This window comes from Pantoea phytobeneficialis, assembly GCF_009728735.1.
Taxonomy (GTDB): Bacteria; Pseudomonadota; Gammaproteobacteria; order Enterobacterales; family Enterobacteriaceae; genus Pantoea; species Pantoea phytobeneficialis.
Genome location: NZ_CP024636.1, coordinates 1,117,904 through 1,137,509, shown reverse-complemented (window position 1 = coordinate 1,137,509; position 19,606 = coordinate 1,117,904). Strand labels below are relative to the sequence as shown.

Genomic DNA, 19,606 nt, shown 5'->3' with positions numbered 1-19,606 from the left:
ACAACCTGGAGGTTATTATGTTGACCGTGATGCCAGTCATCATCGTACTCGCGTTGGTGACCGTTTGGGCCGGAGTAAAAATTGTGCCACAGGGTTATCAGTGGACGGTTGAGCGCTTTGGGCGCTATACCCGCACGCTGCAACCTGGCCTGACGTTAGTTGTTCCCTTCATGGATCGCATTGGCCGCAAGGTCAACATGATGGAGCGCGTCCTTGATATCCCCTCTCAGGAAGTCATCTCAAAAGATAATGCCAACGTCACCATCGACGCCGTCTGCTTCCTTCAGGTGATCGACGCAGCGCGCACAGCGTATGAAGTCAGCAACCTTGAGCTGGCAATTCTCAATCTCACCATGACCAACATTCGTACCGTATTAGGCGGCATGGAGTTGGATGAAATGCTGTCGCAGCGCGATAACATCAATACCCGTCTGCTGCATATTGTCGATGAAGCGACCAATCCCTGGGGTGTAAAAATCACCCGTATCGAAATTCGAGATGTGCGTCCGCCGCAGGAGTTGATTGCGGCCATGAACGCGCAGATGAAAGCCGAACGGACCAAACGCGCCGATATTCTGACGGCGGAAGGGGTGCGGCAGGCTGCGATTCTGCGCGCCGAGGGGGAAAAACAGTCGCAGATCCTGAAAGCTGAAGGGGAGCGAACCGCCGCGTTCCTGCATGCCGAAGCGCGAGAGCGTGAGGCGCAGGCAGAGGCTAATGCAACGCGCATGGTATCTGAAGCCATCGCCGCCGGGGATATTCAGGCCGTGAACTACTTCGTGGCGCAAAAATATACCGATGCGTTGCAGAAAATTGGCCAGGCCAATAACAGCAAAGTGGTGATGATGCCACTGGATGCCACCAGCCTGCTTGGCTCGATAGCCGGAGTTAGCGAGCTGCTGAAAGAGAGTGGCCGGGAGCGCAAACCGTGATCCTGATGGAGCTGATTGCCCACCCGCACTGGTTCTGGCTGACGCTGGGCGGCCTGCTGCTGGCGGCTGAAATGCTTGGCACCAGTGGCTATCTGCTGTGGAGCGGGCTGGCAGCAGTACTGGTTGGCCTGATCGAGTGGTTTTTTCCCTTTTCGTGGACCAGCCAGGGCCTGTTGTTTGCGGTGTTAACCCTGCTGTGTGTCTATTTCTGGTATCGCTGGATGCGTTATCGCGAAGCCTCGCAACAACCCAATAGCCTGAATCAACGTGGTACGCAACTTATCGGCCAACACTTTACGCTGGAAAACGCCCTGAAAGACGGCACCGGCCATGTGCGCATTGGCGACAGCAGTTGGCGCGTGCAGGCAGAGAGCGATCTGCCCGCCGGTACCCAGGTCATCGTCACTGGCGTAGTTGGCATTACGCTGATGATTCAGCCTCGCTTTCCGGCTGTCTGATGGCAGCAGCCCGCCAGGTGGTTGATGATGGGGCACTCCGCGCCATCATCGCCAGGACAGGCTTCCGCCAACGCCAGTAAGCGCGCCCGCATGGCGTGTAATTCTTCAATATGCGCCGCGATCTCATCCGCTTTCTGCAAAGTGCGCGCTTTTACGTCGGCGCTGTGGCGGGCAGGATCGTTAAACAACGTCACCAGCTCGCGACATTCGTCGAGAGTGAACCCCACCTGACGCGCCTGACGCAACAGATTGAGTTCATCAATATGGTGTGGATTGTAACTACGATAACCATTTTCACTGCGCAGCGGTGGCGTGACGACACCCTTCTCTTCATAGAAACGAATCGCTTTGCTGGTCAGCCCGGTTTTTTTGGCAACATCGCTAATGTTCATGTGATCCCCTTGACCTTCCCCTGAATGGAAGGTTTAGGCTTTATAACTAATGCAAAGTCTGCATGCAGTCAAACCTGAACGCATAAGGAGTTAAATATGTCACACACACAGTTGCTGGCGCTGGACGGCCTCTCCTGCGGCCACTGCGTCAAACGCGTCAAAGAAGCGCTGGAACAGCGCAGCGATGTTGAACAGGCTGAAGTTACCCAACAGGAAGCGCGTGTCACCGGTGCTGCCAGCGCCAGCGATCTGATCGCGACCGTAGAACAGGCGGGTTACCACGCAGCACTGAAAGACAGCCCAAAGTCTGAACCGTTGACAGCATCAGAGCCGCAGCCGGAGGCGCTGACAACGGAGGAACGATCGCAACCGGCAGATGACACCCTGCCCGTCCACCACCTGCTGATTGGCGGCATGAGCTGCGCCAGCTGTGTGAGTCGTGTCGAGCAGGCATTGCAAAAGGTACCTGGCGTCAGCCAGGCACGCGTTAACCTGGGTGAGCGCAGCGCGTTGGTATTGGGTGATGCGCAACCCGCGGCGTTAATTGGCGCTGTCGATCAGGCGGGCTATTCGGCAGAAATCATCGAAGATGAGCAAACTCGCCGGGAACGCCAGCAGGTCAGCGCCCGCCAGGCGATGCGCCGCTTTGGCTGGCAATCCGCGCTGGCATTGTTGCTCGGCATACCCATGATGATCTGGGGCATGCTGGGCGACAATATGATGCTCAGCGACAGCAATATCGCCTTATGGCGCTCACTGGGCGTGATCACCCTGTTGGTGATGGTGATTGCCGGTGGCCATTTCTACCGCAGCGCCTGGCGTAGCCTGCGCCACGGTACCGCCACTATGGATACGTTGGTGGCGCTCGGAACCGGTGCCGCCTGGCTCTACTCAATGAGCGTCGCGCTCTGGCCACAATTTTTCCCGCATCAGGCCCGGCATCTCTATTTTGAAGCCAGCGTGATGATTATTGGTCTGATCAACCTCGGTCATGCGCTGGAACAACGCGCAAGGCAGCGAGCCTCACAGGCGCTGGAACGTTTGCTGGACTTAACCCCAGCGCAGGCTCGCGTCATTACCGACCAGGGTGAAACCCTGATACCGCTCAGCGATGTGCAGCCTGGTATGGTGATTAAACTGGTCACCGGCGACCGTATCCCGGTTGATGGCGAAGTGGAAAGCGGCGAAGGCTGGTGCGACGAAGCGATGCTGACCGGCGAAGCGGTGCCGCAAACTAAACAGGCCGGAGATAAAGTCTTTGCTGGTACGCTGCTCCAGGATGGCACGTTGCGCTTTGTCGCGCGCGCCACCGGCAGCCATACCACGCTGGCACGCATCATCAATCTGGTCCGTCAGGCGCAAAGCAGTAAGCCCGATATCGGACGTCTCGCCGACCGCATCTCCGCCGTGTTTGTGCCGGTGGTGGTGGCGATTGCGCTGTTAAGTGGCCTGGTGTGGTATCTGGCCGGACCGCAACCGCAGTTGGCTTATACGTTGGTGATTGTCACTACGGTGCTGATTATCGCCTGTCCTTGCGCTCTTGGTCTGGCAACGCCAATGTCGGTGATTGCTGGCGTCGGACGTGCCGCAGAACTTGGCGTGCTGGTGCGTGATGCGGATGCACTCCAGCGCGCCAGTGAAGTTGACACCCTGGTATTTGATAAAACCGGCACCCTGACCCAGGGCACGCCGCAGGTGAGCGATGTGTTGTTGTATAGCGACTGGGATCGTCAGCAGGTACTGCACGCTGCCGCCCATCTGGAACAGGGTTCCAGCCATCCACTGGCAACCGCAATTATCGCGGCAGTGCCGGATCTGCCTGCCGTTGATGTTGAGCAATTTCGTACAATACGCGGTAAGGGCGTGAGCGCTACAGTGGCAGGCAGAACATTGCTGCTCGGCAACCTGGCGTTGATGGAAGCCCAACAAGTGGATTGCACACCCGCCCGTGAAGATATTGAACGTCTGGCGGCGCTGGGTGCCACGCCAGTGCTGCTGGCCGATGACAGGCAACTGCTGGGGTTGATCGCGCTACGTGACAACCTGCGTCCGGAGAGCCGCGCGGCGCTGCAACGCCTGCATCAGTTGGGGTTTCAGCTGGTGATGCTGACCGGTGACCATGAAAAAACCGCACGCGCAATCGCTGCTGAAGCCGGTATCGACGACGTGATCGCCGGGGTGCTGCCAGAAGGCAAAGCACAAGCCATCGAGCAGTTGCAACAACAGGGGCGCAAAGTGGTGATGGTCGGTGATGGCATCAATGATGCTCCGGCGCTGGCCCAGGCAGATGTTGGTATTGCTATGGGTGGCGGTAGCGATGTGGCGGTTGAAACCGCCGCCATGACGCTGATGCGTAATGACCTGCACTGCGTGGTGGATGCGCTGGCGATTTCCCGCGCCACGCTGCGTAATATGCGGCAGAACCTGCTGGGTGCATTTATTTACAACAGCTTTGGCATTCCAATTGCCGCAGGTGTGCTTTATCCGTTTACCGGCATGCTGCTTAGCCCGATTGTGGCGGGAGCGGCGATGGCGCTCTCCTCCATCACGGTGGTGAGTAATGCTAATCGTCTGTTGCGGTTTAAGCCACCGGTACACGAATAGCAAGCCCTGCCCTGTTTTTCGCGCGATGAAATCGCTAGCATGGATTTTTGACTTAAAAAGGACAGGGAATGAGACGCAGCCTGTGGCAATGCGTAACACAGCTGGCATCGCGACTTTTTCCGGCCAGCTACGCTTGGCCCGCGATGGATATTCAGTTGGGCAATCGCCAGTTACACCTGGTCGGCAGCATTCATATGGGTACACGCGATATGCAGCCGTTGCCGGCACGTTTGTTGCGCCAACTGGCGAAAGCCGACGCGCTGATCGTTGAAGCGGACATCACCCAAGGCGGTTCCCCCTTTGCCGAAGGAGAAAATCTGCCGCCGCTGGCAGAACGCCTCGACAGCGAGACACTGACCAGGCTAACCGCGCTCTGCGATGAGCTGATGCTGTCGGTAATGATGTTTGACAACTTGCCGATGTGGCAGATTGCCCTGATGTTGCAAGCGCAGCAGGCACAGCGCCTCGGGTTGCGACCACAATATGGCATCGATTATCAACTGTTGCAGGCTGCCAAAGCGACCCATAAACCGGTGATTGAGCTGGAAGGACCGGATACACAAATCGCGCTGCTGAAGTCGCTGCCGGAGAATGGCCTGCCCTTGTTGCTGGATACACTGGAACACTGGCACACCAACGCGCGTTTGCTGCAAACCATGATCAGCTGGTGGCTGGATGCACCGCCGAAGCAGCAGCCGGTCGCGTTACCCACCACCTTCAGCAATGAATTGAATGACACCTTGATGCGCAACCGCAATCAGCACTGGCGCGAATTGTTGCTGGCATTACCGCCGGGACGTTATGTGGTGGCCGTGGGGGCGTTGCATCTTTACGGGGATGATAATTTACCGGGCCTGTTAAAGGCGCGCTAAAAAAAGAAGGCCGATATTACTATCGGCCCGTCAAAGAGGAATTTGTTTATGATTTTGGTTATCACACAGCCATTGCTGGCTGGCGCGGGCCAATTCTCGCGCAAAGTTCAGAATTTCGCCAGTACTATTCGCCGTTTCTGAAATAAGATTTTCCTTAGCAAGGATCGAAAAATGACGCCCGCTGTAAAACTGCTGGAAAAACAAAAAGTCACCTTTACTCTGCATCCGTATGATCATGACAGCCATGAAACCAACTTTGGCGACGAAGCGGTGCGAAAACTGAATCTCGATGCTCGACAGGTATTCAAAACGCTGCTGGTGGCGCTGAATGGCGATGCGAAACACCTGGCAGTAGCCGTTACGCCGGTGTCCAGTCAGCTCGATTTGAAGAAAGTCGCCAAAGCGCTGGGGGCGAAAAAAGCCGATATGGCTGACCCGCTGCTGGCACAGCGCGTCACCGGGTATCTGGTGGGCGGCATCAGCCCGCTGGGGCAGAAAAAACGCCTGCCCACGGTGATTGATCAACAAGCGGCGGAATTTGCCACCATCTTTATCTCCGGCGGTAAACGCGGGCTGGATATCGAACTGGCGGCACAGGATCTGGCGCGTTTGCTGGATGCCCCCCTGGCCGATGTGGCGCGCCGCGATTAATCAGGCTGCTGGGCGCAAAGTTGATCGATCATCCAGCGCCCGGCGGGTCCCGGTGGATTACGCGTCGACCAGACCGCTTCCACCGCAATATGCTGCGGCCAGCCTGACACCGGCAACTCCTTCAACACCTGATGACCAAACTGCTGCACCAGCCAGCGCGGCAACACGCTCCAGCCAAATCCCTGCTCCGCCATCTCCAGTAATAACAGATAAGACGGTGCCGACCACACCCGGCCCGCTGGCATCGGGTCACGCGTCTCCACCCAGGTATTGAGCCGCAACTGACGCAACGCCCCGAGTTGCGCTTCGGTAACCTGTTTCTGCTGGGCCAACGCCTGGTCCTGATGCAGATAAATCGCCATCTGCGCCTCCACCTGTAAGCGTGCCACCGCGATATCTGGCGGTAATGAGGGCTGAGCGCGCACCACCCCAAGATGCACGCGTCCGGCCTGTAGCAGGTCCAGCACGTCGGCATCTTCGGCGATCATGCATTCAAATTCGATATCCGGATAGCGCGCTTCAAAACGCTTCAGCAGCGTTTCATGATATTCCGCCTGCCAGAAATCGGAGATCGCCAGACTGAGGCGCGGCTCGACACCCTGCGACAGCCGCACCGCCAGCTCATCCAGCCGCTGGCTGGCCGCCAGGATCTGCTGCACCTGCGCCAGTGCTCGCTGTCCCTGCTCGGTTAATACCGGCTGACGTCCCTGCCGATCAAACAACATAAAGCCTAAATCGTCTTCGAGATTCGCCACCGCGCTACTGATGGTGGACTGACTTTTGCCCAACGCCCGTGCCGCCGCAGAGAATGACCCGCTGGCGACGGTCTGCACAAAAGCCTCAAGGGATTCCGGGGAGTATTTCATAGTTATCCATCGCTTTTATCGATAGGTGTTCATTTTATCTTAATTTCGACAAGTGAGAAAATGCGTCCTGTAATGAATCAGGAGGTTTTTATGCGTACCCGTTCTTTGAAAGAACGTTTTTTCCACGCTGCTGGCTTTGAAATTCTGGCGATTTTGACTGTTTCCCCGTTAGCCGCCTGGGTAATGGATAAGCCGCTGTTTGAAATGGGGCTGTTGGCGATCATGCTGTCGACCGTCGCCATGCTGTGGAACATGATTTATAACGCCGGATTTGATCGCCTGTACCCACGGGATCGGGTGCAGCGAGGCGCTGGCCTGCGCGTACTGCACGCGCTGGGTTTTGAGGGCGGTTTTATTGTGATTGGTTTACCGATTGCTGCCTGGATGCTCAGTATCACGTTGTTGCAGGCGTTGATGGTGGAAGTGGCGTTTTTCCTGTTCTTCCTGCCCTACACCGTCGCGTATAACTGGCTGTGGGATATTCTGCGTCAGCGCTGGCTCACGCGCAAAGCGTGCCAGGCGTGAGAAACCCGCGCGATAATTCGCGCCGCTACAAATGCGAGCCCGGTAAGGTAGCGGCACGTTTATCGCGCAATGATGCTTTAGTTTTCCACCGCATGCGGCAGTATCCATGCCAGCACCGTCTTCGGATAGCTGCGCTTCCTGGGTTTCTCCGGCGCGCTATCCCGTTGCTGTTTCTGCTCCGCGGTCAGGTGCACAATCCCCTCTCCCGGAGCGTAGTCACTCACTTTCAACGGTGAATGCTGGCTCACCCAGCCGCGCAACACATCCGCATCGCGCAACCCGGTGTTGGTATAACCTGCGAGGTTATCAATGCGCGGATAACCATCGCCGCCGGTAGCGTTGAAGCTGTTGGTCGCCATGCGATAGGTTGTATCCTTCTGTAATGGCTCACCGTTGATCTTCACCTCACTGACATCGCTACCATCCGCCACCAGGCTGATATTGGCAAACTGCGCAAAGCCACCGGCATCGGTTTTAATATTGGCAACGGTTGCCAGATACGTCAGCAATTGATTACCGGTCAGGGTGACGGACACCACCTGATTGCTGAAGGGCTGCACCTGCAACACATCGCGCCAGCTGATCGCCCCTTGCGGCAGTGAAGTACGAATCCCACCACCGCTCATCACCGCAAAATCTGCTTTGGTGGCGGCCATCTGCGCACGCAGAATTAACTGGCCGAGGTTAGTTTGCTCAAAACGCACCTTGTCCCGCTCGCCAACAAAGACACCGTCGCTGCTGCCGACCGGCACATCCAGTTTGGCTTCTGCGCGTTTCTGGAAGGGGGTCAGCAGTTTCATCATCGCCGGATTCGGTGGGATCTCCTGCTGCCAGGTCAGCCAGGACTCGCTGCCATCCGCATTCTTGATCTTATGCTTCAGATTGACCGGGATCAGTTGGTAGCTATCCAGCGCCAGCTCACCGTTGCGGAAGGTAAAATCACCGCGCCCGACGAATTTACCCCACTCTTTCGCTTGTACGATCCACACACCATTCTGGCGGTCCGGCTGGCAGGGCTGGCCTGGCTGATAATTTTTCACGCTGACGTTCTCTTTCTCCATGCACACCGCATCGTGTGAATGGCCGCCGACGATCAGGTTCACGGTGCCAGGCGGCAAGCTGCGCGCCAGCTCGACATCGCCCGGCGCATTGCTGCCATGCTGGCCGTCGTCGTAATGGCCCATGTGGGTGAGAAGAATAATCACGTCCGGCTTGACGCTGGCACGTAACTCAGCCACCGCTTTTTCGGTTTCAGTGACCGGATCTCGAATCTCGATAGTTGCCATATTGGCCGGATTGGCGATACGCAGGGTGTCGGGCGTGCTCAGGCCGATTACGGCAACTTTCAGCCCCATCCGGGTAAAGACCGCCCAAGGCTTGAACAGCCGTTGGCCGCTGGATTTTGCGTAAATATTGGCGGAAAGAAAGGGAAATTTGGCCCATTTCTGCTGCTTTTGCAGCACGCTGAGCGGTTTATCAAATTCATGGTTACCCAGCGCCATCGCATCATAGCCCACCAGGTTCATGCCGCGAATATCGGGTTCCGCATCAAGCAAATCCGACTCCGGCACACCGGTGTTAACGTCACCGCCGGAAAGGATCAGCACACCGCTTCCTTTTGATTGCGCATCATAACGTTGCGTATCCATCAGGGTTTTCTGCGCGGCCAGACCATACTCGCCCTGCGCGTTGGGCCAGAAATGACCATGCTGATCGTTGGTATGCAGGATAGTAAGACGGTAGCTGCGGTCGGGCTGCCATGCCTGTGCCAGTACCGGCAGCAACAGGATAATCAATGCCAGCCAATGGCTTTTGCGCGGAATTAACAACAAGCCGATCTCCTTATTCTGCGTTTTTCCACTAACCAGTGGACTTTATGTGCTTTATCGCCCTTCTGTGTCGCACAGATCGCACTTTAACTCAAGATGAAAGGCTTATAGAGTCTTGAGAGAAGTAACAATCTGATAACGAAAATTGACCCTCTCAGGATTTCTATGGCAAGTGATCATACTCTCTCATCCCCGGCACGCGCACCGGGGCGCACGGCGTTCGGCATTTTAGGGGCGATCAGCCTCGCGCATCTGCTGAACGATATGTTGCAGTCGCTGTTGCTGGCGATTTACCCGCTGTTGCAAAAAGATTTTAGCCTCAACTTTGTGCAAATCGGTTTAATCACCCTCACCTTCCAGGTGACCGCCTCGCTGCTGCAACCCGTGGTCGGCTACTACACCGACAAATATCCCAAACCCTGGTCGTTACCGGTTGGCATGGGTTTTACCCTGTGTGGCCTGGTGCTGCTGACCTTCGCCAGTGACTATCTCCAGGTACTGCTGGCAGCGGCACTGGTGGGTAGCGGTTCATCAATTTTTCATCCCGAATCTTCCCGTGTCGCCCGTATGGCATCCGGTGGACGTCATGGCCTGGCGCAATCGCTGTTCCAGGTGGGCGGGAATTTCGGCAGTGCACTCGGCCCGCTGCTGGCCGCAATGATTGTTGCACCCTATGGCAAAGGCCATCTCGGCTGGTTCGTGCTGGCCGCGTTGCTGGGGATCATCGTGTTGTTGCAGGTCAGCCGCTGGTATAGCCACCAGCAGCGCGCCAGTAAAACCAAAGCTGCCACGGTGTTGTCCAATCCACTGCCGCGAAAAAAAGTCGTGCTGGCGATCAGCATTTTGCTGCTGCTGATTTTCTCCAAGTACTTCTATCTCACCAGCCTGAGCAGCTACTACACCTTCTATTTAATGCAGAAATTCGGCCTCTCGGTGCAGGCGTCGCAATTTCATCTGTTTGTATTTCTTGGCGCAGTGGCGGCAGGGACCATTATTGGTGGGCCGATTGGCGACAAAATTGGTCGTAAGTATGTGATCTGGTGCTCGATTCTCGGTGTCGCCCCCTTTACGCTGCTGTTGCCGCACGCGTCATTAATGTGGACAAGTGTACTGAGCGTAATTATTGGTCTGATTCTCGCCTCAGCGTTTTCTGCCATTCTGGTGTACGCGCAGGAGTTGCTACCGGGACGTATCGGTATGGTTTCCGGGCTATTTTTCGGTTTTGCCTTCGGTATGGGTGGGTTGGGTGCCGCCGTGCTGGGCGTGGTGGCAGACCACACCAGCATCGAATGGGTATATCAAATCTGTGCCTGGTTGCCACTTATCGGCCTTTTGACCGCTTTCCTGCCAGATAACCGTCACGCCTGAGCCTGTTTCGGGGGGGTAATTATTTTTCCTTGCCCCCTTTATTCAGCATGAATCCTGCCGATATTGTGAGATAACTGAAGAAAATGACACTTCGGTTGCATTTTTCTCTTATTTTTTCATTTTTTTCTGTTTATCCCGCTCAAATGTTTAAACGCGGTTAGCGATTGTGCAGTAAACTAGGTTGTTACAAGCGGATACATTTGCACACAAGGAGACAGGCATGCATCACACCACACCGTTGATCACCACCATCGTCGGGGCACTGGTCCTGGCCTTTCTCCTTGGTATGTTGGCACATCGCCTGCGAATTTCGCCGCTGGTCGGTTACTTGCTGGCCGGTGTGCTGGCCGGTCCCTTTACCCCTGGTTTTGTCGCCGATACCAATCTGGCCCCTGAATTAGCTGAACTAGGGGTGATCCTGCTGATGTTTGGTGTGGGGCTGCACTTTTCGCTGAAAGATTTGATGTCGGTAAAGTCGGTCGCCATTCCCGGTGCAGTGGCGCAAATCGCCGTGGCAACCTTGCTGGGAATGGGGCTGTCGTGGGCGCTGGGCTGGTCAATGATGACCGGGCTGGTGTTTGGCTTGTGTCTCTCCACCGCCAGTACCGTGGTGTTACTGCGCGCGCTGGAGGAGCGTCAACTGATTGACAGCCAGCGCGGGCAAATTGCCATCGGCTGGCTGATTGTCGAAGACCTGGTCATGGTGCTGACGCTGGTGCTGCTGCCTGCCATCGCTGGCATGCTGGAACAGGGTAACGCCAGCCCAACCCTGTTGGCGTGGGACCTGCTGCTGACCATCGGTAAAGTGGTCACCTTTATGGTGCTGATGATGGTGGTGGGCCGCCGCGTGATCCCCTGGATTCTGGCGAAAAGTGCTGCCACCGGTTCACGCGAGCTGTTCACCCTGGCGGTGCTGGCACTGGCACTGGGCATTGCGTTTGGTGCAGTAGAATTCTTTGATGTCTCCTTTGCCCTCGGCGCTTTCTTCGCAGGCATGGTGCTGAACGAATCTGAATTAAGCCACCGAGCAGCACACGACACGCTGCCGCTACGTGATGCGTTTGCCGTGCTGTTCTTCGTTTCTGTTGGCATGTTGTTCGACCCGATGATTCTGGTCAACCAGCCGTTGGCGGTACTGGGGGCGCTGGTGATTATCGTGGTGGGCAAATCGGTCGCTGCCTGGCTGCTGGTCACGTTGCTGGGCCACTCACGCCGCACAGCCCTGACGATCTCCGTTAGCCTGGCGCAGATTGGCGAGTTTGCCTTCATTCTGGCCGGTCTTGGCATTTCGCTGGGGTTACTGAGCCAGGAGGGGCGTAATCTGGTGCTGGCCGCAGCCATCCTGTCGATTATGCTGAACCCGATTCTCTTTACTGTGTTGGAACGTTATCTCGACAAAACCGAGACGATGGAAGAGCAGACGCTGATCGATCCTATCGAGGAGGAGAAGCAAATTCCGGTGGATATCTGTGACCATGCGGTGATTGTCGGCTATGGCCGCGTCGGTAGCCTGCTGGGACAGAAGCTGCTGGAAGCGGATGTGCCGTTAGTGGTGGTGGAAAACTCGCGACCACGCGTTGAAGCGCTGCGCGAGCAAGGCATCAAAGCGGTGCTGGGCAATGCCGCCAGCAGCGACATCATGGAGCTGGCGCGCCTCGACTGCGCCCGCTGGCTACTGCTGACCATTCCCAATGGTTATGAAGCCGGTGAGGTTGTCACGGCGGCGCGCGCGAAGCGCGACAACATCGAGATAATCGCCCGCGCCCATTATGACGACGAAGTGGAATACATCCTCGAACGTGGTGCCAATCGCGTGGTGATGGGGGAACGAGAGATCGCTAACAGCATGTTGCATATGCTGGAAGAAGAGATTGCGCAAAGGCCGATTGTGCGTGAATGTCCGATTTGATTTAACGCCGTAGCGGCGCGATTTTTTCATACAACGCGCACGATTTGCGCGATAAATCGCGCCGCTACGGGGTAATTTTTATCTGTCCCAGTACGACTCTTCGAGGCTATCCTCACGCTCCGGTAAACCTCGCGTCAGACGCGGGGAATGCTGATTCAGCACCTGGTAGCTGACGCGGTTGGCATATTTACACACCTGCGCCAGTGATGAATACGTCAGATACTCGCGCGCATGTTTGCTGGAGTTCGGCACTTTCTGGCGGTGGAAATTATTGGCGGTGATATCGTGCAGTAGCGCTGCTAAAGCCGCATCCCCCGCGCCATTGGTGTTCATAATCTTCTCCGGACCGCCCATATAAGGCGCGATATGCGAGAAGATGCGCAATGGCTGCTGGCAATCCCGCTGGCGCATGCCACGGCTGAACTCATATTGGTTAAATTCAGCAATCGCGCCTGGCAGCAACGGATGATTGGTTTTGCGCTTAAATTCTTCTTCGGTAAAGCCCGCCATATATAACCCGGTTGGCCCGGCGGTGCAGAGCACCAAATCGACCCAATCCAACGCCATATTGGCCGCCAGCAGTGGATCGGCCTCTCCGGTCAGGGCCAGGGCTTCCTCTTCATTCATCGCGACGATGGAGACATGTTCGCGCAGAAAATCGCGCCAGAACTGTGGGTTGTCCTGAATGACGTATTTGGTGCCCAGCGTTAACACCACCGGTACGTTATGTTTTTTGGCAAACGCAATCGCGCGCAACGTCGCTTCCGGCATCGGTTCTCCGGGCTGACAACGCACCAGATAGGAGGTCAACACCAGCGCTGACGCGCCCGCGATCACCTCTTCGGGAATGCTGTCGGCCTTTAACTGGTTCATCAGACCGGGGCTGATGGCAAAGGTACGCTCGCCCTGCTCACCAATCAGGGTGAAACAACGACCAATCGCGCCATCGACACCTTGCAAATAGTTGAGATCCATCCGGCTGGAGGTGTTGCACAGGTAACGATAAGCGTAGCTACCGATCTGGATGCTGTTGCACATCACGCCCAGCAACACCGAACGGTCATCGGCCAGCACCGAGTAGTTATGCAAAGTGTTGCCAATGGTGCCACCGGCAAACTGGTGGCTAATTAACTCGTCACGCATCAGCTCGTGGTACAACGCTTCCGCCGTGGCATCATCAATCACCAGCGAATGACCCGCACTCAGGCCATAACGTTGCAGGAAGCCATCATCAACTTTGGCTTCAATATCTACCAGCGTCTGATCAATACCGACGACCCAGCTGCCCTCCTCCTGCTCTTGTTGCGTAGCCTGCAACAGCGGATCGCGCGCGCTAACGGGGAAATAGTGTTTGGATTTGCGTTTGCCGGGAAATTTCATGGGGGATGCCGTCTGGAAAATCAGGCAGAGAATGATAACACATTCTCTGCCACTCCCTTAACGGCGCGCGTTGACCAACTGCACCATCATGGCAATGTGCTCGTCATCGGCGTTCAACGCAGGGATATACTCAAACTTCTCACCACCCGCATGCAGGAAGAATTCACGGTTCTGCTCGCTAATCTCCTCCAGCGTTTCAAGGCAGTCTGCGGCAAAGCCGGGACTCATCACCTGCACATGCTTGATACCTTTGGCGGGCAGACCTTGCATGGTTTCGTCGGTGTAAGGCGTCAGCCAGGGCTCACGGCCAAAGCGCGACTGGAAGGTCATCATGATCTTGTTTGGCGCGATGCCGAGCGCGGCGGCCAGCGCATCGGTAGTATCTTTGCAGCGTTGCGGATAGTCATCGCCTTCGTCGGCGAAGCGCTGTGGGATGCCGTGATAGGACAGCACCAACAGGTCCGGCTCGCCATGCTGGGCGAAGGAACGCTCGACGGAGGCTTTCAGCGCCGCGATATATGCCGGATGTTCAGCGTAATCACGAATAAAAGCCACTTCTGGCAGGGAACGCAGCGGTTTGAAGCTGGCAGCCAGGCCATCCCATACGGCCGCAACTGTTGAGCAGGAGAATTGCGGGTAGAGCGGCAACACGATCAATTTAGTGACGCCCTGTGCCAGCAGACGCTCAACCGCACCTTCAAGGCTCGGCTGGCCGTAGCTCATGCCCAGCTCCACTGGCATATCGATTTGCTGCGCCAGCGCATCACGCTGCCGCTTGCTGAACACCATCAGCGGCGAACCTTCATCCATCCAGACCGATGCATAAAGCTTCGAAACGCGCGGCGAACGGAACGGCAGGATAATAAAGTTGAGAATCGGCCACCACAACCAGCGCGGCGTATCCACCACGCGCGGGTCACCGAGGAATTGTTTCAGATAACGTTTAACCGCTGGTGTAGTGGGTGCGTCTGGCGTGCCTAAATTAACCAGTAAAACCCCGGGCTTTTCTTGCCTCATTGTATTTCCTTGCTGTCGAAACGAATGGGTCAAAATCGTGGGAAATTGTAGCGGAAAAAGCGGGAGGGAAAAGCAATTGCTGCAAAAGGGCCGATAAACCGGCCCTTAACTGGCTTAGCCGAGAATCGCGGCCAGCTGTGCACTCACTTCAGCAACCTGACGGGTGCCGTCGATTTTGTGGTATTGGGTGTTACCGGCTTCCGCTTCTTTGCTGTAGTAAGCAATCAGCGGCGCAGTCAGCTGATGGTATTCCACCAGACGCTTACGCACCGTTTCTTCCTGGTCATCTTTACGTGTTGTCAGCTCTTCGCCGGTCACGTCGTCTTTACCTTCCACTTTCGGCGGATTGTACTTAACGTGATAAACGCGACCAGACGCCGCATGCACGCGACGACCTACAATACGATCCACAATCAGTTCATCTGGTACGGCAAACTCCAGCACGAAATCGACGCTGATACCGGCTTCTTTCATGGCATCAGCCTGCGGAATGGTGCGCGGGAAGCCGTCAAGCAGAAAACCGTTTTTGCAGTCTTCCTGAGTAATACGCTCTTTAACCAGCGCAATTACCAGCTCGTCAGTCACCAGTTTACCGGCATCCATAATGGCTTTCGCCTGCTGGCCCAGCTCAGTGCCCGCTTTCACTGCCGCACGCAGCATGTCACCTGTGGAGATTTGCGGAATACCGTATTTCTCCATGATGAATTGAGCCTGAGTGCCTTTACCTGCGCCCGGTGCCCCGAGCAGAATAATACGCATTGCGTAATTCCCCTTGCGAATCGCATTGATCAATCTGAGAAGGCGAAGACCATACCACTATGCCCCGCCCACCACAAGGAAAGGGGCGCGGTAACGGCTAATGTCCTACTTTACTGCCTTTTGCCACCGATACCAGCCCGACGCGGGATTTTTCCGCATTTTCAGAATTGCGACCGCTATTTAACAGCTCGCGCAGGCGCTTCGTCAGTTTCATTGTCATATTCTGACTTTTGTTGGCGCTGCCACGCACATTGGCACGAAGAAGGACGCGCCCACGCTCGGGCCACTGATGCAAATCAGGCTGCGGCGAGTTTGGCAGCTTACCCGGCATAATCGGCAGCACCGCGAATGACAGACCCGGCTGTTGCAAAGATTGCAGCGAAAATGGCGCTTCCAGCGTGATGGTATCAACGCTGGCGATATTATAAGGTCGCCATTGCGCAGCCGCCATCTGTGCCAACGCCTGCTCCGGCGCATCACCCAGCGCCAGCCCCTGTTCAAACAGGCGCAACTCACTGCGCACCAGGGTGCTGAAATCATGGGTACGTAAGGCGATCAATACTAAATCCGTTCCCAGCGCCGCGTGACGATCGAGCCGTGTGACAAACAGTCGCGCCTCGCTTATCAGCCGTCGGTGCAACAGTGTGGCGAAAGACTCAGATGCATCGGTGACGCCCTGGCTCTGGCATTCAGCCAGCGCGCGTACCCGCCCCTGAAACAGGTCAATATGTTCAACCAGAGCAATATTCCCCGCCATCACCGGCACTGCTGCCAGGATACTTAATTCACTGACAGGATAATGCGACGCATAGCGGGTTTGGTTACGCGCCTGCTCCTGGCGTAAAAACAGTTGGGAAAGCAGCACCCGCGCAATATGCAATGAAGGTGCAAAGAAGAGATCATACTGTTCAAGCCGATAATGGCGGGAAAGCTGGCCGCGAAGCTGATCGCGCGCCGCCGCCCTGGCAGAAGCATTCTGTGAAGCCATCGCGTGATTTTTCTCTGTTTATTGTGCTGTGTGATGGCGGATGAGGCTCGGATCCGTGGCAGAAATTACCGGCGAAACACAGAGACGCCTGCCAGTCAACCCGCCAGAATCAGGGGGAAAGGTTAGGGGAATGCGGCTGGACTTTAAAATGATATAAACTGACAATCCCTGTTAGGTTTTTACACAGGGGATGAGTATGACCGGGCTACCTTCGTTACGTGCACTGCATTATTTCCACCAGGCGGCACTGCACAGCAGTTTTAGCGTAGCCGCAGAACGTCTGCATGTGACCCATAGCGCCATCAGCCATCAGGTCCGACAGCTGGAAAGCTGGATGGGTAAGCCTCTGTTTGTCCGTACAAATGGACGTGTCAAATTAACCTCACATGGTGAGCGATTACTGGTCAGTTGTCAGAAGGCCTTCAGCGAACTTTCCACGACCTGTGAAAGTATCCGCACCGGCATGCGTCACCATCTTAGCGTCTCCTGCGCGCCGAGTTTTCTTTCCCAATGGCTGATCCCGCGCATCGGCACTTTTTATCTGCGCTATCCTGATATTGAGATCCAGTTCCAGCAACTGGTAGAGATTGACCAGTTACGCAGTGAACATACCGATGTTCTGATTCACAGTTACGAACAAACACCTGATGAAGACATTGATGCCACCCTGATTAGCGATGATTACATCGGCCCGCTCTGTGCCCCCCAATTTGCCGCACGCTTCCAGAGTGAGCAGGATCTCGCCGCCTTACCCCTTCTGCATGCTGATACCCGACTTCACGCCTGGGCGGAGTGGGCCAAAACCAGCGGTACGCGAGGGAATTTCTGGGTGGGAAAACATTTTGATAATTTGACGTTGGGCATTCAGGCAGCCAGAAATGGCCTGGGCGTGATCATGGCACCGCGTTTGCTGGTGCGGCAAGAGTTACACGACGGCACACTGATCGCGCCACTTGGTTTTGTGCGGGTGGATCGCGCCACCTGGATGATGACCAAGGCGTCACGTCAGCATGATGCGGAGATTACCTTGTTTCGTGATTGGTTGAGGGATGAAGCGCACCACTGATCACTATTGCCAATAAGATACTTATTACATAAACGTAAAACGTGAATGGTATGAGGATACGTTATGGATGCACTTATTGCCCAACTACTGAATAGTGGTATTGGTGAAGCGACAAAAGTCATGGTTGAAAAGTTGCTGAAGGTTGACTGGATCCCAACCCGAAAAGCAGGCAAAAAACTTCTCAGCCAAATGCAATCACCCCACATTCAGCAGGCCTATCTGGAAAAGCATGCTTATGCTGCTCTGCGTATGCGCACTCTGCATAATCCCGATTATGACGTTTTGCTTGAAGATATTTATTATCCGCTCACCATTGAAAACAGGCCGGAAAAGACCGAACTGATTGTCAGTGATGGCGCACAGATAATCTCCCAGAACATCGTCAATATCATTGGGATTGCCGGACAAGGCAAAAGTACCATTCTGCGTAAACTGTTTCTTGAAGAGATCAGAAAGCATCGTCGATTGCCTTTCTTCCTGGAATTACGCCGTATTGAGGACGGCAACGTCTTCGAATATCTTCACGCGCAATTAAACATATTAGGATTCGATCTTAATCAGGATGCTTTAGAGCAACTCTTGTCGTCAGGAAAAATCATCATTTTACTGGACGGCTTTGATGAAATTAAAGATAACCTGCGTTCTGCTTTTATCCGTTCTATTTTTGAAATTAATAAAAAATATCGCTGCCCTGTCATTGTCACCAGTCGCCCCGATACTGAGATATGCAGTGAAGCTGGCATCACCAATGTTTTTGTCAAATCACTTACGGATAAGGACAGATTTGGCATACTTAAAAAACTCGCCACGCCCGATGATTTCAACGAATTATCCCAGCTTCTGAGAACGAATTCTGGGTTAGCGAATACGCTGGTGAGTCCTATCCTGCTGACCCTGCTACATGCCTGCTATCATGACTGGGATGAACTACCGCGAACTGCCGTGGATTTTTATCGCCTGTTGTTTTCCACCTTGTATCACAAGCATGACCGTATCAAGGCCTGGTCCAGGCAACGCCGCTGTAAATTACAAACAGACGAAATTCAATGGTGTTTTTCAGCGATGTGTTTGTTTGCCATGGAAGATGAAGTCTATGAGTTCAACGAGGAAAACCTCCACGCTTACGCTGCCCGGGCGCTGGATACCGCCGCTCTTGATGAGCAAGAGCGCGATAACTTTTTGCATGACATCATTAGCATCACCTGCCTGATACAACCCGATGGTTTTAATCGCTATGTCTTTTTGCACAAATCATTGCAAGAATACCATGCCGCTTATGCTGTCACAAAATTGCCTGAAGATTATAAAGATAAATATTATGACTATTTTTCCGATAAACTGGGCACGGGCATTGAGTATGACAACGTCCTCTTTTTCTTATTTCATATTGATGAAGATTGGTTTCGCCGAAAGATTATGACCGAGCGGTTCGAAAAGACGGGTTTTATTTCACTCGCAAACAAGAACGACGAAGAACTTGCTGAATACCTATTCCAGTCGCTTAAGTACGATGATGCGCTCTATGAAATCACAAAATTCGCCAATGGGTTTAGCAACGAGATTGTTGCCAGTACTATACCAGACATACAGACATCACTTCACACGCTTACCGTTATGTCCGGAAAACCCAGAGATATCGGACTACATACCGACACTGTCATCAATAACATACTGGAAGAAAGCATCCATCCCGATAATCTCCATCAATACCGAACAACACTGCATGAGAAAACACCTGCTGACGATCCCAATAAGGATCAGTACAACATTGCTCTGTCTGAACTGTTCTATCAATCAGAATATTGGGATGAATTAGTCTTTTCCATCAGCAGTGAAATCTATCGATATTATCACGGCGTGTATTTACCAACGAAAGAAAGACTTCATGAGAAGAAACAAGCGTTATCACGCGGTATGAAGATCAAACTTTAAGTTTGGGCAAACGAGGGAGCGCTAAACTTGCGTTGATGTGGGCAAAAAAAGGGCGACC

The 19,606-nt window shown here is 54.6% G+C and carries 17 protein-coding genes; 10 read left to right on the top strand and 7 right to left on the bottom strand.

What is annotated here, in order from left to right:
• Positions 1-17 precede the first annotated feature (17 nt).
• A complete protein-coding gene (locus CTZ24_RS05130) occupies positions 18-932 on the top strand; it encodes an SPFH domain-containing protein (RefSeq protein ID WP_208724980.1) in 915 nt (304 codons plus the stop codon).
• A complete protein-coding gene (locus CTZ24_RS05125; RefSeq protein ID WP_208725496.1) occupies positions 932-1,390 on the top strand; it encodes an NfeD family protein in 459 nt (152 codons plus the stop codon). Before CTZ24_RS05130 ends, CTZ24_RS05125 begins: the two co-directional genes overlap by 1 nt.
• Here the strand turns inward: CTZ24_RS05125 and cueR are convergent.
• A complete protein-coding gene (gene cueR, locus CTZ24_RS05120; RefSeq protein ID WP_021182307.1) occupies positions 1,366-1,782 on the bottom strand; it encodes a Cu(I)-responsive transcriptional regulator in 417 nt (138 codons plus the stop codon). The two genes, CTZ24_RS05125 and cueR, sit on opposite strands and share 25 nt — an antisense overlap.
• Before the next feature lie 96 nt (positions 1,783-1,878).
• Between cueR and copA the strand changes: the two genes are divergently transcribed.
• The 3 genes from copA (at position 1,879) to ybaK (ending at position 5,909) form a co-directional block, all read left to right on the top strand.
• Positions 1,879-4,386, top strand: coding sequence for a copper-exporting P-type ATPase CopA (gene copA / locus CTZ24_RS05115; RefSeq protein WP_208724979.1), 2,508 nt, complete (start codon positions 1,879-1,881; stop codon positions 4,384-4,386).
• A 68-nt stretch (positions 4,387-4,454) separates the two neighbouring features.
• Complete coding sequence (locus CTZ24_RS05110) at positions 4,455-5,258, top strand: TraB/GumN family protein (protein WP_208724978.1); 804 nt, start codon at positions 4,455-4,457, stop codon at positions 5,256-5,258.
• A 171-nt stretch (positions 5,259-5,429) separates the two neighbouring features.
• On the top strand, positions 5,430-5,909 hold the full coding sequence (ybaK, locus tag CTZ24_RS05105; protein WP_013508182.1) for a Cys-tRNA(Pro)/Cys-tRNA(Cys) deacylase YbaK: 480 nt from the start codon (positions 5,430-5,432) through the stop codon (positions 5,907-5,909).
• On the opposite strand, the gene CTZ24_RS05100 is transcribed toward ybaK, so the two are convergent.
• Positions 5,906-6,775, bottom strand: a complete 870-nt coding sequence (locus CTZ24_RS05100; protein WP_021182303.1) for a LysR family transcriptional regulator — start codon at positions 6,773-6,775, stop codon at positions 5,906-5,908. The two genes, ybaK and CTZ24_RS05100, sit on opposite strands and share 4 nt — an antisense overlap.
• Before the next feature lie 90 nt (positions 6,776-6,865).
• On the opposite strand from CTZ24_RS05100, the gene CTZ24_RS05095 reads away from it, so the two are divergent.
• Positions 6,866-7,300: a multidrug/biocide efflux PACE transporter gene (locus tag CTZ24_RS05095; protein WP_208724977.1), complete on the top strand. Its 435-nt coding sequence runs from the start codon at positions 6,866-6,868 to the stop codon at positions 7,298-7,300.
• Positions 7,301-7,377: 77 nt separating this feature from the next.
• Here CTZ24_RS05095 and ushA read toward each other — a convergent pair whose 3' ends face one another.
• Complete coding sequence (gene ushA, locus CTZ24_RS05090) at positions 7,378-9,132, bottom strand: bifunctional UDP-sugar hydrolase/5'-nucleotidase UshA (protein WP_208724976.1); 1,755 nt, start codon at positions 9,130-9,132, stop codon at positions 7,378-7,380.
• A gap of 162 nt (positions 9,133-9,294) precedes the next feature.
• Between ushA and CTZ24_RS05085 the strand changes: the two genes are divergently transcribed.
• The gene (locus CTZ24_RS05085) at positions 9,295-10,497 is read left to right on the top strand and encodes an MFS transporter (protein ID WP_208724975.1); all 1,203 of its coding nucleotides are present in this window, start codon (positions 9,295-9,297) and stop codon (positions 10,495-10,497) included.
• Between the two features lie 220 nt (positions 10,498-10,717).
• Complete coding sequence (gene ybaL / locus CTZ24_RS05080) at positions 10,718-12,406, top strand: YbaL family putative K(+) efflux transporter (RefSeq protein ID WP_021182299.1); 1,689 nt, start codon at positions 10,718-10,720, stop codon at positions 12,404-12,406.
• Positions 12,407-12,484: 78 nt separating this feature from the next.
• Here the strand turns inward: ybaL and CTZ24_RS05075 are convergent, their stop codons facing one another.
• From CTZ24_RS05075 to CTZ24_RS05060, 4 genes are all read right to left on the bottom strand, one after another.
• Positions 12,485-13,786 carry an inosine/guanosine kinase gene (locus CTZ24_RS05075; protein WP_208724974.1) on the bottom strand — a complete coding sequence of 434 codons (1,302 nt, stop codon included), beginning with the start codon at positions 13,784-13,786 and terminating at the stop codon, positions 12,485-12,487.
• A gap of 57 nt (positions 13,787-13,843) precedes the next feature.
• Positions 13,844-14,803, bottom strand: coding sequence for a ferrochelatase (gene hemH, locus CTZ24_RS05070; RefSeq protein WP_021182297.1), 960 nt, complete (start codon positions 14,801-14,803; stop codon positions 13,844-13,846).
• A gap of 114 nt (positions 14,804-14,917) precedes the next feature.
• A complete protein-coding gene (adk, locus tag CTZ24_RS05065) occupies positions 14,918-15,562 on the bottom strand; it encodes an adenylate kinase (RefSeq protein WP_021182296.1) in 645 nt (214 codons plus the stop codon).
• A gap of 97 nt (positions 15,563-15,659) precedes the next feature.
• Positions 15,660-16,550: a DUF6024 family protein gene (locus CTZ24_RS05060; protein ID WP_021182295.1), complete on the bottom strand. Its 891-nt coding sequence runs from the start codon at positions 16,548-16,550 to the stop codon at positions 15,660-15,662.
• Between the two features lie 196 nt (positions 16,551-16,746).
• Here CTZ24_RS05060 and CTZ24_RS05055 point away from each other — a divergent pair, with 196 nt between their 5' ends.
• Both CTZ24_RS05055 and CTZ24_RS05050 read left to right on the top strand, forming a co-directional pair.
• The gene (locus CTZ24_RS05055; RefSeq protein WP_021182294.1) at positions 16,747-17,616 is read left to right on the top strand and encodes a LysR substrate-binding domain-containing protein; all 870 of its coding nucleotides are present in this window, start codon (positions 16,747-16,749) and stop codon (positions 17,614-17,616) included.
• 63 nt (positions 17,617-17,679) lie between these two features.
• Positions 17,680-19,548, top strand: coding sequence for an NACHT domain-containing protein (locus CTZ24_RS05050; RefSeq protein ID WP_208724973.1), 1,869 nt, complete (start codon positions 17,680-17,682; stop codon positions 19,546-19,548).
• The last annotated feature ends 58 nt before the right edge of the window (positions 19,549-19,606 follow it).